General features: G+C 41.2%; 12 protein-coding genes and 2 pseudogenes (1 of these 14 running past the window's edge). 10 read left to right on the forward strand and 4 right to left on the reverse strand.

Annotated elements, in window-relative coordinates; genetic code table 11:
* Nucleotides 1–55: 55 nt before the first annotated feature.
* Together gltX and FHG67_RS18395 are read right to left on the reverse strand one after the other, a co-directional pair.
* A complete protein-coding gene (gene gltX, locus FHG67_RS18390; RefSeq protein ID WP_002614409.1) occupies nt 56–1,621 on the reverse strand; it encodes a glutamate--tRNA ligase in 1,566 nt (521 codons plus the stop codon).
* Entirely contained in the window at nt 1,618–2,544 is a 927-nt protein-coding gene (locus FHG67_RS18395) for an LIC_13346 family putative lipoprotein (protein WP_376767528.1), read from the reverse strand. Before FHG67_RS18395 ends, gltX begins: the two co-directional genes overlap by 4 nt.
* 195 nt (nt 2,545–2,739) lie before the next feature.
* On the opposite strand from FHG67_RS18395, the gene FHG67_RS18405 reads away from it, so the two are divergent.
* From FHG67_RS18405 to FHG67_RS18415, 3 genes and pseudogenes are all read left to right on the forward strand, one after another.
* The gene (locus FHG67_RS18405; RefSeq protein WP_002614406.1) at nt 2,740–4,128 is read left to right on the forward strand and encodes a DNA gyrase subunit A; all 1,389 of its coding nucleotides are present in this window, start codon (nt 2,740–2,742) and stop codon (nt 4,126–4,128) included.
* The gene (locus FHG67_RS18410) at nt 4,125–6,260 is read left to right on the forward strand and encodes a toprim domain-containing protein (RefSeq protein WP_004497047.1); all 2,136 of its coding nucleotides are present in this window, start codon (nt 4,125–4,127) and stop codon (nt 6,258–6,260) included. Before FHG67_RS18405 ends, FHG67_RS18410 begins: the two co-directional genes overlap by 4 nt.
* Nucleotides 6,260–6,791 (forward strand): annotated as a pseudogene (locus FHG67_RS18415) (hypothetical protein). The gene FHG67_RS18410 and the pseudogene FHG67_RS18415 overlap by 1 nt, the downstream one beginning before the upstream one ends.
* A 334-nt stretch (nt 6,792–7,125) precedes the next feature.
* Here FHG67_RS18415 and FHG67_RS18420 read toward each other — a convergent pair.
* The gene (locus FHG67_RS18420; protein ID WP_061216590.1) at nt 7,126–8,469 is read right to left on the reverse strand and encodes a flavin monoamine oxidase family protein; all 1,344 of its coding nucleotides are present in this window, start codon (nt 8,467–8,469) and stop codon (nt 7,126–7,128) included.
* 471 nt (nt 8,470–8,940) lie between these two features.
* Between FHG67_RS18420 and FHG67_RS18425 the strand changes: the two genes are divergently transcribed.
* The 7 genes and pseudogenes from FHG67_RS18425 (at nt 8,941) to FHG67_RS18455 (ending at nt 14,025) form a co-directional block, all read left to right on the forward strand.
* Entirely contained in the window at nt 8,941–9,519 is a 579-nt protein-coding gene (locus FHG67_RS18425) for an LIC13354 family exoprotein (RefSeq protein WP_061217613.1), read from the forward strand.
* A 67-nt stretch (nt 9,520–9,586) separates the two neighbouring features.
* On the forward strand, nt 9,587–10,417 hold the full coding sequence (locus tag FHG67_RS18430) for an LIC_13355 family lipoprotein (protein WP_142499930.1): 831 nt from the start codon (nt 9,587–9,589) through the stop codon (nt 10,415–10,417).
* Between the two features lie 15 nt (nt 10,418–10,432).
* Nucleotides 10,433–11,038, forward strand: a complete 606-nt coding sequence (locus FHG67_RS18435; RefSeq protein ID WP_142499875.1) for a DUF6580 family putative transport protein — start codon at nt 10,433–10,435, stop codon at nt 11,036–11,038.
* Entirely contained in the window at nt 11,035–12,069 is a 1,035-nt protein-coding gene (gene cobT, locus FHG67_RS18440; RefSeq protein WP_004498948.1) for a nicotinate-nucleotide--dimethylbenzimidazole phosphoribosyltransferase, read from the forward strand. Before FHG67_RS18435 ends, cobT begins: the two co-directional genes overlap by 4 nt.
* A gap of 76 nt (nt 12,070–12,145) precedes the next feature.
* A pseudogene (locus tag FHG67_RS22480) lies at nt 12,146–12,268 on the forward strand (adenosylcobinamide-GDP ribazoletransferase); the annotation flags it as partial.
* A complete protein-coding gene (gene cobC / locus FHG67_RS18450) occupies nt 12,253–12,837 on the forward strand; it encodes an alpha-ribazole phosphatase (RefSeq protein WP_004498956.1) in 585 nt (194 codons plus the stop codon). The pseudogene FHG67_RS22480 and the gene cobC, both read left to right, overlap by 16 nt.
* A gap of 48 nt (nt 12,838–12,885) precedes the next feature.
* A complete protein-coding gene (locus tag FHG67_RS18455; protein ID WP_004498937.1) occupies nt 12,886–14,025 on the forward strand; it encodes a vWA domain-containing protein in 1,140 nt (379 codons plus the stop codon).
* A gap of 3 nt (nt 14,026–14,028) precedes the next feature.
* Here the strand turns inward: FHG67_RS18455 and FHG67_RS18460 are convergent, their stop codons facing one another.
* Nucleotides 14,029–15,262, reverse strand: the 3' portion of a protein-coding gene (locus tag FHG67_RS18460) for a mucoidy inhibitor MuiA family protein (RefSeq protein ID WP_036075107.1). 473 nt of this gene lie beyond the right edge of the window; 1,234 of the gene's 1,707 nt are visible here — the last part of the coding sequence; its start codon lies off the right edge, out of view; it ends in the stop codon at nt 14,029–14,031.

Consider the following 15,262-nt stretch of genomic DNA (forward strand, 5'->3'; position numbering starts at 1 on the left):
CCTCCAGGATTAACAACTTAAAAGCGGACGATTTGAACGAAATATATCGGATTTTTCAAGTCGACAACGGGATTCCCGCTTCTTGGGCGGTTTTTTCAATTCTCCGAAGGAGCTTTTCTTTCCCTAAAAGAGGAAATAAAATCGGTAGCTCCAACCCAGCCGATTTTCCGGTAGTCGCCACCCGGATCGGCATATAGAGAGTTTTTCCTTTTTGCCCGGTAACTTCTCCGACTTTGGACATTAGATCCTTATAATTCTCATCGGTCTTGGGATTGGAATCCTTCAGTATTTCGTAAAACTCCTTGATTACTTGGGTGCCGCTCCCCTCTTTCAAAAACGCAGCAGCCTCTTCCGATTGGATCTTTAAGTCGGTAACGAAAAATTCCGCGATATAGTCCGGAGCTTGAGTGAGGTTGTCCAGATATACTCTTATAGATTCGATTATAGAAGTAAGCACGGGGCTATTTATATTTTTCACCTCCTCGGGAATATCTTTTCTATCTTTCAAGAACGGTAATAAATTTTCCAATACTTTGGATATTTTCAAATCTCTGATAGTTCGATTCGATAACCAATTGAGTTTCGATTTCGGGTTCATTGCTTCCGCAATTTGAGTTAAGTCCGAAAAGTTCGTTACGACTTCGTCTTCCGCGCCTTTCGGTTTTTTGAATACATCAAATGTGGATGGAGATTTGGAGCAGCGATGCACATCGAAAATTTTTTCGAGTTCGTCTTCAGGAAGAAATTCTCTCCCGTCGGAGGAAGTCCATCCGAGAAGTGCCATGTAATTTCGAAACGTTTCCGGAAGATATCCCAAATCTCTAAACGCGAGAATCGAAGTCGCGCCCGCCCTTTTGGAAAGTTTCTTTCCGTCCATTCCCACGATTTCGGATGCATGTGCGAACTCGGGAACCTCATAACCCAAAGCTTCGTACAATAAGATCTGTCTAGGAGTGTTGGAAAGATGACCCACTCCGCGAATCACGTGCGTAATCTTCATGAGGGCGTCGTCAACTACAACCGCGTAGTTGTAAGAGGGAAACCCGTCCGATTTAACGATGATAAAATCTCCGATCAACTTGGTTTCGAATTTTACTTTTCCTTGAATGATGTCGTCGACGATGAGAGTTTTAGAAGTGGTTTTGAATCGAATCGAATGCGGAATTCCTTGTTTGAGTTTTTCCTCCACTTCCTCGTCGGACATGTTCGCGTGCAATCCGTCGTAGACGTAAGGAACTCCCATCGCTTCAGCTTGTTTTTTTTTCGCCTCCAATTCTTCCTGTGTACAAAAACAACGATAGGCTTTTTTTTCTTTCAGAAGTTTTTCGGTATATTCTTTGTAGATGCCGAGACGTTGACTCTGAATATAAGGACCGTATTCCCCTCCTATCTCCGGACCCTCGTCCCAATGGACTCCCAACCATTTCAAAGATTCTAATATGATTTTAAAAGAATCTTCGGTGGATCTGTTTTGATCCGTGTCTTCGATTCTTAAAATAAATTTACCACCTTGGGATTTTGCGTATAAATAATTGAAAAGGGCGGTCCTCGCTCCGCCTACGTGTAAAAATCCGCTGGGAGACGGCGCAAACCGGGTACGAACTTCTCTATTTTGATTCATTGGAATTGGTTTTTCTCGTTAGAAATTCTTATGATAGGATAATTTTTGAAATTAGCCGTTGTGGTAAATGGTTTATTTACGGCAAGATCGTAAAATGAAACGGATTTTTTAACTTCATTCTCTCTCAGAGTCGTCAAATCGATTTCGGAAGGAAAATCTAAACAGTAATATTCCGTAGAAACTTCTGTTTTTCGAAGTGGAAGAACCGGAATCATCCCGGTCAATCTGATCGCCGGAGGATATTCGAGCGAATCGTAATCGTAATCTCTGGAAAAAGTTGCGGTTCCGTTTGCAGAAATAAATTCGGTCTGCATGACTTTAAAAAGGATTCCTCTTGGGCTATGTTTCCATTTAAGCGTTCCGATTCCGGGAACAATTCTAATTTCTTCGGCTTCCCTAAGGCTCCCTTCGTCGCTGACTACAAATTCTTTTTTTACATCGTTGAAAATTTCCTTTCTCGGTTCAAGAGCGGGACTTTCGGATTTGTTCGAAGAAGTTTCAAGACGTTTGATTACGAAGGCGGGAGAAAATTCGATTTTTCGATTATCGTTTGGATTTCGCGTCGTTGCTCCTTTCCATTCCGAAACCTCTAAGAGAATTTTTCCCGATTGTTCACTCTTTCGAGACAATTCCAGATATTTTAAATTTCCTTGAATCATCTCGTTCTTTCCGAATTGAGATCTCAAAATAACGTAACGAGCTTGAAAACTGGAAGGTTCGTAGTATAACGAAACAAATGGAGAGACCGCAAAGAAAATTTGCGAGGCGTAATTTTCGGAAAGGGATTTTGAATCCCTCCATAAAATTTCCTGAATATTTCCGCATTGAAACAAAAAGAAAGAAACGTGTATGATAAGAATATGGATATTAAAAATCCCGGATCGAATCGGAATCGACTGCAAAATTCTGAATACGGTTTTCATTGTATTGTAAATCTTGATTTTTCAAAAAATCTGCAAGGAAAAACTGAAAAGTAAAACTTTCTTTACAAAAACCGAGGGTCTGATAATGCAAAAGCGAATTGTTCAAATATTCGCTCCGAAAATACTGTAATTAAATCCGGTCGATTTTTTACAGTTGACAGGATAGTCTTCTAGAATTTCGTTGGCCAAAACCGTATGAAGAATTCCAATCCACCAAAATTAAAGGACTCGTTCCCCAAACGCCCTTTTGAAGATCAAGTCAATGACGATCAGAGAAAATATTCGCGTTATGTATGCGATTCTCGGGCGATTCCGCACGAAATCGACGGTCTGAAACCCGTTCAGAGAAGAATTCTTTGGGCGATGTGGAACTCAGACGCAAGAAACCGTTATACGAAAACCGTAAAAGTTGCCGGTCTTGCGATGGGATATCATCCTCACGGGGATAAATCGATCCAAGACGCGCTATCGCAAATGGCCCAGGATTTTACCTTCGCGAATAATATTCCGCTCGTTTCCGGAGAAGGGACTTTCGGTGACGTTTTGGATCCGAGCGCGATCGCCTCTCCCCGCTATACGGAAGTAAAATTATCCGACTTTGTAAAAGATTTGGGATTCTTTGAAAGTTTGCCGGACATCGATTATGTTAAAAATTACGACGAAACAGAAGACGAACCGATTCATTTTGTAGGAAAAGTTCCGATCGTCCTTCTCAACAATATCCAAGGGATCGCGACCGGATTTCGCTGTTTTATTCCGGGTCATAGACTTGCGGACATCGTCAAGTCTCAGGTCAATTATCTCAAAACCAAAAAACCTCTTCCTTTAAAGCCTTGGTACAAAGACTTCAACGGCGAAGTGAAGATGGCGGAAACCGAAGCCGGCAATACCACTATGTCCACGACGTTCGCGTTCAAGTGGGAAGGCGATACTCTTTATCTCACCGATTCTCCGATGAATTGGAATCGCGAGAAAGTCATTTCTTTGCTCGATGATATTTTGGAGAGAAAAGATTCCTGGCTGAAGGAATACGTGGATTATTCCAGCCAGACTTTTAGAATCGAACTTCAATACAAAAAAGGCGAGAAGCCGAGTCAAAAAGAAATCATGGCTCTCTTCAATAAGGAAGATATTCAAACTCTTGCGATGAACGTCATTACGTATGACGGTAAATTGAAAAACTTCAAACCCGAAGAAATCATCAAACGCTTCTGCGACTTCCGCAAAACTCACCTCATCCGCAGATTCAAGCGTTTATCCGGTTTGGAAGAAGAAAAGATTGAAAGAAACTCGGAATTGATCCGTTTTATTAAAGAGAAATGGAACGAGAAAGTAATCGGAATCAAGTCCAAAAAGGACTTCGAGGACAAGCTCAAGGCTTCCAAATTCAAGTACTTCGAGTGGTTGTCCACGATTCCGGTCTACAGAATGACCATTGAAGAAGTTAAAAAATGCGAAGAAGCGATCGTAGAAGCAAAAACGACCCTGGCTCGTTATCAAGGTCTGGTCAAAGAAGATAAAAAACTGACCGAGTTTATGATTACCGAGTTAGTAGAACTTCAAAATAAATGGGATAAAGTATGAGCGCCGATAAAACCAAAGTAAAAGAAAAATCATCCCAAGAAAGAAATTTTAAAAAGTTATCCAACGTAGAGCACGTTCGAATGAGAACCGGTATGTGGTTAGGACAAAATTCCGCTTCCACGTTCGAACAACATTTTTTTCGTAAAAACAACGAAGGAAAATACGAGATCGTTCACGAAGAACTCGAGGATGTTCCGGCAAAACTGAAATGTCTGGACGAAGCCTGCATGAACGCAGTGGACGAATATCGTAAAAATCAAAAGGATAAAACAATTCCCGAAAAGGACAAAATGTCCAAATTAATCGTCCAACTTTCCTCCGACCGCAAATGTGTGACTATTGCCGACAACGGACGAGGAATTCCCGCAGCAAACGCGGAAGGTGTTTATCTCCATTTGATGTACGGGGAGAATTTTGACGATCACGTAAAACAAGATCACGTTGCGGGTCAAAACGGCGTGGGTATTTCCCTTGTGAGAATGGTCTCCAACTACTTCAAAGTAAAAACCGTAAACAACGGGAGTTCTTTTAAGAAATTGTTTACCGTTCACGACGACGTAAAAAAACAAATTCGTTCCTACAAACTTTCCAAAGAGGATACGGACCGCGTGTTTCTCTATTTCGACGAACACGGAAAGTTCACCGACTGTAACCTTCTTACTAAGGATCAAATCGACAAACTCGACCCTTTATTAAAGAAAACGAATATGCAGGAATCGATCGAAAAAGCTTCCAAGGAAGACCACGGAACTTCGGTCGAGTTCGAGCTCAATCCCAAATATTTCAACAACTTGGATATTTCGTTTAATGTGGATCTGATGAAACAATATCTGCAAGATATCGCGATGACCAATCCGGGTTTGGAAGTTCAGTTCGTTTTTAAAGGTAAAAAAGAAAAGTATAAATTCAAGAAGGGTCTGGATGAAATTTTTTCCCACTCGGATCTTGTTTATTACAAAATGGATTATGCCGCACCGGGTTCCGCTTCTCAACTTCATCTGGAAACTTATCTGGTAATCGGGCAAAACAAAAATCTCACTTGGGTGAATTCCATCTTCGCACCGCAAGGCGGTTCCGCGATCGAATATCTGGAAAACAGAATCTGCGACGAGGTTCGTAAAAAAAGCCAGATCGTGGCTCTTGAGAAAAAACTCAAAACCAGTTCCACTCGTAACGACGTTAGAAACTGCTTTCATATGTATGTGAACGCGAGGCTCTTAAATCCTCGCTTTAAATCTCAGGACAAATCTTATCTCATAAACGATCTGAATGAGGATATCCGCAACGCCGTGGATAAACATCTTGAAAAATTCATCAAAAAGACGGGACTTCTGGAAGAGATCAAACTTCAGATGGAAAAACGAACTCAACTCAAGGCCTTTGAAGACGCTCAAAAAGGTCTTAAAAAAGCGAGCCGCATGAACATTCCAAAACTCATGCCTCCGACCGGAAAACCGGGAGATCCGGGAAGGGTGTTGTTCGTTGCGGAAGGGGATTCCGCAATCGCAGGTCTGCGTCCCGCGAGAAACCCGAAGTTGCACGGCTTATTCCCTCTAAGAGGAAAACCCTTGAACTGCAAAGGTTTAAGCATCGCTAAGGCGATCGCAAACGAAGAATTGAAAAATATCGTCGCGATCGTCGGTCTACCGTTGGATCAGAAAGTAAAATCCATAGACGAATTAAACTACGATAAGGTCAGCATCATTACCGATGCGGACTTTGACGGATATGCGATCCGATCCTTGATGCTTTCCTTTTTTTACGAGTACTGGCCCGAACTTTTTGAGCTTGGTTTTATTCATATTTCCAGCGCCCCTCTTTACGAAGTGGACGTGAAATTCGGAGATAAGAAGAAAGAAACCGTTTTCTGCATCGACGATAAGGATTACGAAGATCTAATGAAGCGTGTGGAAAAAAACGGAGGAGAAATCACTCGCAAAAAAAGGAATAAAGGACTCGGAGAAACGGGTAAAGAAGCGATGAAGTTTGCGGTCGACGAATGTATGACTAAGATTACGATCGGAAATAAAAAAGACGCTTCTAAAATTCAGAATCTCTGGTTTCACAAAGACTTTGCGGAACAAAGAAGAGACGCGATCTCCGAATACGCGATGAGTGTGATCGAAGATTAATGCTTTTGAAATTATTTGTGCTCCTATGTATCATTTTTGGGATTACAATCTCAAGTTGTATCGGCTGCTCGGATTCGAATGAACCACCGATACCAATTCGAACACTACCAGTTCCGAAAAATCTCGATACTCGGTGTAACGTACCGGAGATACGCATAAGAAGTTTTAACAAAAATCCGAATGCTGATCAAAAATTGAACCAAAAATCCGGTACAAGGATTGCAAACGCAACAATAGACTGTAAAAATTTCCAAATCAATATCATCGCACAATTCGATTCGACTGCATCGGAAGATGAACTTTTAAAGATCCGCTATGGAAAAAAACCAATCGAACTAGTTCGAGACCGAGGAGATCCTGCAGGCGGGAGGATATTTAAATTTTTTAGGTGTAGATGACCGGTTTGTGTATTATAGTATTTCTGGAGCAAGACTCCTACCGGACGACGACGTAGCTATAACTTATTATTGTTTCAACTGGAAAACCGGAGAAGAATATTTTCTTGATTCCGACAACTGTAGATACTTCTAATAAAATGGATGTTTGAAGCGGTTTTGTTAATCTGAATCATGGAATTTTTCAACAACTTTAATGTATTTCGATTTGATTTTCATCCTATTTTCTATTATAGGAATTCATCTACTTTCTACAAAACAACAAGTTTCTATTTAACGTGAGTTCGGTGTAAGAAACTCACGATTCATTTTTCTGTTGGAATTTGAACTTTATAAATCTATTCTTAAAATGTGGATCTACAACAAATTGCGATTTTAATAACAAATTCTAAAGTGAGACTCCTACTTTTAGAAAATTCTTTCTCATTTTCTTACACCGAATTCACGTTATTTACTATCTTTTCTAATAATTACACTTGATTGACTGCACGAATCGCTGAAGCGAGCGCGCCTTCCACTGTTCCATTCAACTCCGCGGTATGTTCTCCCGCGAAGAATATCCGATCCATTGGTTTCAACAAAGAGATAATCGATCCATAACTTCCAGGCGGAAAAGTCGCGATACCGGTAGGAACATACTTGGATTGAGAAGTTTCACTGCTTTGAATCCGAAGAACCTGCAGATCTTTATTTTGTCCCAAAGATTCCAGCGCAAGACGTATGTATTCGACTTTCATCGCATCGGTGGAAGAAGCCAAAACGTCGTATCGATCTCCCGTGGAAATCGTTCCGAGAATCTTATCTTCCGAGTTCGCCTTCGTCCCCGCGTCGTAGATAAAACCCGCGGCGGAATCCGAATACGCCGAAAAATTTCCCTTTGTCCAAGGAGCCTCCCGAAGCATTAAAAAAGTCTTATAAATTCTGGAATATCGAATTCGTAACGCCGATAATTTCTTTTCCTTGTCCAATTCAGGTTCCCATTGAATCGACGTTAGTTGATTTGCGGGCAAAGTCGAGATGCAAGCGTTCCCTTCTATTCGTTTTCCGGACGCCGTAGTCACGGTCACCTTACCTTCCCCCTGAGAAACGGAAACGACAGGATCCATAAAACTCGTTTCCGTATTTTCCAAGGACAATGCAAGCGCCTTCGTTAAGGCTTCCATTCCGCCTTCCACTCTGGTATTGTATTTCGGAAAGTTAACTAGGTCGGATAAAACCTTTTGCGCCGACAAAGACCGAAGCGAATCTCCGTAATATAAGGAATATTTAAAGTTCAGAAGGGTTAAATCCTCTGGAGTCATCCCTTGATAAATTAGAAAATTATAAAAGCTGATCCGATCCAATTCCTGTTGTTGCGAAGAATTGATCTTTGAATTCATCTGAACGAGTTTATTTAAAATTTCTTGGGACTTAAGTGATATATCCCAGGTTCCAAATTTACGATAAGATCCGAAAAACAAATCGGACTGAACCTCAAAGTCGGTCGTTTTCAGACCCAATTCTCGGATTAAACTCTTAGCAGTTTTGTGTTCGGCCTGAATCCATTCGGCGCCCAAATCCAAAAAATTCCCGCTTACATCGGCAACCGTTCGAATTCTACCCCCCAATCGATCTGTCGCCTCGATGAGTTGAACTTTGATTCCTGTTTTACCCAAGAGATAAGAAGTATACAAACCGGCAATTCCACCTCCCAATACGATTACTGTTTTTCGAGGCGATGTCCCTTGAGCGCGTAATTTTATTCCCGAAAGACCGGAAATACCCGCCGCGGTCAAAATTCCAAGTTTGATAAACTCCGATCTACTTAGTTTCATTGGATTGTCCGATTTAAATTTGGAAAGATTGTATCTTTATTTTCGGTTAAAAACTGGTTTTTTAGGAAAGATTTTGAAAGTACTTTCTTGAAATCCGTTTTCACTCAAGCTCTCAGAAAAATTCTTGCTTGGAAAAACCTTTTATTTTTAGTTATCCATAAGCTTTCAGGGAGGAAGTTGGGTGAAATTCCCACGCTGACCCGCAACTGTGAATTCGATTTCAAATTGAAATCGAAAAGCCAGATCTTCCCCGCAAACAAGGTCCTCGAGGTAGGGACAGTTTGGAACTCGCCTTGCATATTCCATGCGCCGCGATGGGGCCCCGAAAGGCAAACGTCGGAGGGGTTCTGAGCGGAAATATCCATCAGAAAAAAATTTATTTTCGCTTAGAACCGATTCTAAATCGAATTCTTATATTCCAAATTTAGAATCCGTATCTCCTTCTACAAAAAAACTTTTAGAGGTAAAAACATGAAATTTAGAACAAGCTGGAAATTCTTAATGGCAACCGTCCTTACTTGCGGAATGATGAATTGCTCAGTACCAAAGGACAATTTAATTATGGACGAAGACACATTTCTTCTTCTCGGAATCTCGATTCTAAATCATTGGGAAATAGAAGGAACCTGGAACTATTTCAACGGAACGAAAGAATACGCCGGTGGTGGTTTTAACGCGAATGGAACGGTATTGCAAGGTCAGTATGTCATTACTAACACCAAAGTGACTCGAGAGATAAAGGAAGGAGCAAGCAAACTAATCGGCGATGTAATCGAAATAGATCGATCCAAAAAAGTGGTCTATATCCAATTTACCCAGGACTCGTCTTTTTCAAAAGGAAAGTTCTCTTGGTATCGCTGGACTTCGAAAGACGGGTACTTTTATATCTGTCCCGATCTTTCCGGTGTAAACAACCAAAATACATTAGAACAAGCTAAAGCGGACAACTTGGATTCTTTTTCCGACATAAGCAACATCAATTCCGGATGCGGCTTAAACAGCGGATTTGATCCCGCCCCTTGGAGCCGTTTAGAAATTAAAACGAACTAAAACTTTGAGACAAATGCGAGCGATTCAAGTCGCTCGCATGATTCGATATAAATCTATCTTTCAAATTATGAAAAAAAACATCTTTATTTACAGTTTTCTAATTCTGCTTTTTTCTTTCTATTCGTGTAAGGAAAACTCATCCGAAGACTTTAATTCGCTCGTCGGCTTATTGGTTTTGACGCAATCACAACAAACTCCGGATTCAAGACCTTGCAAAGACAGGTTTGCAATTGATCGAGCAGGCATATACAACGCAACGGAAATCGTAAGCGATCCCGCAAATACCGGCACCGGATTTCAAGATTCCACCTGTGCGGTCGACGGAGTTTTAGGACTTGGAAATTTTAACGGTTCTCTCGATGTATTTACTTTGGATAACAACGGTGCGGGAGCCTCTTTGATTTTAGGCTGGAACGGTAAAAAAGTTCAGAATACAATCGGTATGGATTTTATCGTTTTTGAAAATCCGTTTCAAGTTGGAGGAAGTCCAAATTCGGTTTTTTTAGAACCGATTATCGTCGAGGTCGGTAATGATCGAAACAATTGGTGCGGATGGAATCCGACGTATACGCAAGGCGGAGTGTTTTCCAACGATCCGGCACATTGGTTACGATTTGCGGGATTAAAATATGTGGATTATAACCAAATTACAAATCCGATGAATTCCGTTTCTTTGTTCAATTTGGACGGAGGAGGAGACGGATTCGATTTAGGAGATGTGAATTTTGGAAATTCGGGATCGGGTTGCAGCGTAGCCTTAAGAAATGAACTTCAAGCGAACGGATTTCTATACATAAAACTAACTTCCGCAAAGGCGATTCTTGCCGCACTCCCGATTCCCGGCGCCAATGAAAACCCGGATATCGACGGCGTCATCGCCAAACAATTATCCCCATAGCATTAGGAGAATTGAATGCGACAACTCGATCAAATTCTAAAAAGAATTAAATCCGAACTCTTAACAAAAAATACGGTTTCCATACTCGGAGTGATCCTTTCCGGAATTTCCAGATTTTTACCTCATCCGCCTAACTTCACTTTGGTGGGCGCAATGACCGTTTATTCCGGAGCGAGAATTCAAGGATGGAAATCGTTTGTTTACCCGATGTTTATGATACTCGTTACCGATTTTATTCTTTCCAAAATCCACGGATTCGATTGGTTTTACGAGGGGCTTCCCTTCGTATATTGTTCTCTTCTGATAAATGTTTTGTTAGGAAGAATTTTTCTAAAAAACAACAATAAACTCATCTCCGTATTCGGCGTATCGTTACTTGCGAGCGCGCAATTTTTCGTTCTTTCGAATTTTTCGGTCTGGGCTTTTTCTTCTCTCTATCCTAAAACCCCGGAAGGTTTATTGACCTGTTATATTGCCGCCATTCCCTATTTTGGCGGCACTCTGCTCGGGGATTTGATTTATACCTCGATTCTTTTTGGGATTTTAGACCGAGTCGAATTAAAAGTGAAAGCGAATTTTACAAATTCCATAGACGGAACAAAGGAGGAACTTTCCGTTTGAATTCGAATGAGCTAATCGTAAAATTACAAAGTAAAATCGACCTAAAAACAAAACCTCCCGGTTCGCTAGGAACGTTGGAGTCTCTCGCTCTTCAAATCGGTTTAATCCAAAACACAGATTCGCCCGAACTAAAAAATCCTCATATTCTGGTTTTTGCCGGAGATCACGGTCTTGCCGATTCCGGAGTCAGCGCTTATCCAAAAGAAGTCACCTATCAAATGGTATTCAATTTCTTGAATGGAGGTGCGGCGATCAACACATTCTGTAAACAGAATTCCATCCGACTCAAAGTGGTGGACGCAGGCGTAGATTTTTCGTTTTCCGAAAATTCCGTTTCCCTTCATCCCGATTTTATCGATGCCAAAGTAGGATTTGGAACGAAGAACATTCTAATGGAATCGGCGATGACAAAGAAAGAATGTAATCAAGCCTTGGAAAAAGGGGCTTTTATTTCCACGAAAGAAGTATCAAGTAATTGTAATGTAATCGGATTCGGAGAAATGGGGATCGGAAATACTTCTTCCGCAAGTCTTATCACCGCAAGCGTTCTGCAAAAGGATTTAAGGGAAGTTACCGGAAAAGGAACTGGATTAAACGAACAAAGATTTCAGAAAAAGATTGCGATCTTGGAAGAATGTCTTCGTAAATATCAATCTTCGCTACGCACTCCTTTTGAAGTCTTACAAACTTTCGGAGGATTCGAGATCGCGATGATGATCGGGGCGATGATCGATTCTGCGAAAAAAGGAAGAATCATTTTAGTCGATGGATTTATCGCTACGTCGGCATTCTTAATCGCTCACAAAATGGAACCTACAATCTTAAAAAACGCGGTCTTCTGTCACAAATCGGTAGAACCCGGTCATATGTATTTATTAGAAGAATGGAATGCGAAACCTCTTCTTGATTTGGGGCTCCGACTTGGGGAAGGAACCGGATGTGCGATCGCGTTTCCGATTCTATTATCCGCGATAACTTTCTTAAACGATATGGCTTCCTTTGAATCCGCAAAAGTGGATCAAAAACTTTGATTCTCTCCATGATCCGAGAGGAGTGGAATCGTTTCTGCGCCTCTTGGACGTTCAGTACAAGACTTCCGATTCCTCCTTTTTTCGAAATTATTTTAAGAAATAGATTGAGGGTTTTACGGGAGATTGTCTCGGATTCACACAACAAGGGACCGAACTTCTCTTTTATTTGGGAATGACGGTTTCATGGAACTTTATTTAATTCGACACACAACTCCGGATGTCCCGCAAGGAACTTGTTACGGCCGTACGGACGTTTCTTTAGCTGCAGACTTTTATCACGAGTTTTGTTCCATCCTTGAAAAATTAAATGTGGCTTTCGATCGACTTTATTCCAGCCCGAGCTCACGCTGCAGATGTCTGGCCGAATTTCTAAAACAAAAAAAATTAGAAGAATTAGAATATTCCAATTTATTGATGGAATTGGATTTCGGAGAATGGGAAGGAAAACTTTGGTCCGAAATTCCGGAGAAAGAATCGGCCTCTTGGGCAAAGGATTTTGCGAATGTTCGAACTCCCGGTGGGGAAAATTATTCGGAACTCTACGAACGGGTCGAAAAAATTTTGGAAAAGGTTTTTAGTTCTTTTTCAAACGGAAAAATCGGGATCATAACTCATGCAGGAATCATTCGAGCCGTTCTTTGCAAACTTTTAGAAATCCCCTTGGAACGTGGGGTTTTCTTCGATTTGAAATACGGCTCTCTAAGCAAGATTTTCGTAGAAAAAAAAGGAAAACAATTCCTTTCCCAATTGATCTTTTGGAATCTTTGATTCTTTCCTATTACAGCTTTTCGGGGAAAGTCCGATAAAATTCTTAACATGCGATTTTTTTCAAAGCGCGCTTTTGATTTGTTTCTTGAGACTTGTTTTAATGTTCAAGGTATTCCATACTTCAGATTTACAAACCGAAAAACCGGACATTGCGTATACTTACGAAAGATTGTAAATTTTACGGGGCTCATTCTTTTTTTCTTATTAACGGGAACGCGCATCGTTTCCGAAAATCACGAACGGTCCAAATTGTTCATCATAGACGCTTCCGGATCGATGAACGAATATCTGGGGATTTATCAAAAAATTCATTTAGCAAAAAAACACGTTAGTCGCTATATTTCCGCTCTTCCTGCAGAAACGGAAATAGGATTTATAGCGTACGGCAATCGGGTTCCGGGTTGCTCTTCCTCCCGTTTGTACGAACCCTTACAAAGGGAAAATCACGACGCTTTCAAAAATCGTCTTTTCGGTTTAACACCTTCGGGCGCAACTCCCCTGGCGGAATCGATTCGAATTGCGGGAAACTTGATTTCGCAAAGAAAAAAAGAAACCGAAATCATCTTAATCACAGACGGAGCGGAAAGTTGCTACGGCGATCCCAAAAAAGAAATCCAAACATTAAAACAACAAGGCATTTATTTTAAGTTTCATATCCTCGGCTTGGGTTTGAAGCCCGACGAAGAACGAAAGATGAAAATTCTCGCGGAAGAGAGCGACGGAAAATATTTCGGAATCGAAGACGATTCTTCTTTTTATACGGCTCTCGATTCCCTTAAAAATCAAGCCGTTACGATCATCGAAAAAAACCGTAAGGATTCGCCTAGAGAACCTAACAGTGATTTGATGGTTTGGTTTGAAAAAATTCGTAAAGACCGAGAATCCGATTCTAAAACTACATACACGATCGACTTCGGCTTTAAAACTGGAAACAATCCTAAAAATTGCGTTGTGTTTCATCTAAGACGGAAGGGAAATTCTTCCCGTCAAAGTTTAGGCCCGAAAAGAATTTCATCTCCCGAAAATCTGATTTTCAGTGAAAGCTCCTGCTTTGATGTTTCCGAAAGCAAAGGAACGATTACGTTTGAAATTCCGAAACAAACCCCTTTAACCGGAGTTTTGGAACTTTGGGATATGGCCGGGGTACCTTCCCCCCTTGGAATTTCGAACGAAGAGGAATTTCATTAGACGTCACAGGTTTAAATCGAATTCGGCGGGAAAGCTTACCTTATATTTGAGTTTGATCTCTTGTTTTTGATTCGGTCTCAAGTCCAATTTCCATTCGAGAATTCCGGAATCTTTTCTCACTTCCGCATAACCCGGAGTCGTAGCAGAGTCGATGGAAACTTTTACGTTTTCTACCCCAGAAACTGGAATCGATTCTTGAAAGGAAATCGTTCTGGATTCTTTTCCGAAATTTTCAAGTTCCACTCGGATCGACTTTTCAACCACCTTCGTCTCCGAAAGAATTCCTTCTTTGGTTTGATTCGATTCCTTTCTGTAAATCGCTCGAACTTCGTTTTCGGAACCGAAGGATATTTCCGCCTTTTCTCCGGGACTGATATAACCGAAGCCGGACTTTCCCACCATCCCCGCTTGACGAAACACCGCCGTCTCTCCGGGAATAATGGGAAATCCGGAAATGTTTTTAAAACTTCCTTTAATGAGCGGATAATGTTTTAAGGAGGGAACATATAAAGCCGTAAATGTGGCGTCCGTTGTGAAAGATACCAAGGACAACTTTTTGGACTCTTTCCGAGAAAGAAACGTAATCGGCTTTGAGTAACGGAATAGAAACCCGCTTCCCGATTCTTCGCTACTTCCGGTTGTGGGATCGGTTTCGGCTTCGGGAGATTCCGGTACGGTATTCGATTCTCCCTCAATACTTTGGTTTTGAAAAGCGACAAGCCCGTCCTTATTCGTTTTCTTTTTTTGATCGTATAACCTTTGACTGGAAAGACGAGGTCTTCTTCCGCTTACATCGGGACTGGAAGTAGATAATAAAAGATTAATATTATTCCAATCCTCCCCGCTCTCCTGATTGATCTCCGCGAGATATTCAAACTCGATTTTTTCCCTTCCGTCCATACGAACCGAGTAGAAAGGTTTCCAAGAGACCCCTCCCGTCCGGTACGTTAGATTTAGTTTTACTTCTTTTTTTTCGGCTTCGGTAAAACTCACGAGAATTTTAGTAATTCTGGAGGATTTTTCGGATAAGGAAAGGATCACACTTAACTTGTCTTGCAATTCAGAAAGTTTTTTTCGAAGATCCTTGATGGCACGACCAACTTCCTGATCGGAACTCAACACAGCCTGAATTGCTTGTCGATTTCCGGAAAGAGTTTGAAACCACTTTTTGGAATCGACCTCGTTTTTTTTGTAGAACAGATTTTTGGAAATCATCTCGGTCAGTTTCAATCTCGTA

Origin of the sequence: Leptospira weilii (genome assembly GCF_006874765.1) — a bacterium.
Lineage (GTDB): Bacteria > Spirochaetota > Leptospiria > Leptospirales > Leptospiraceae > Leptospira > Leptospira weilii.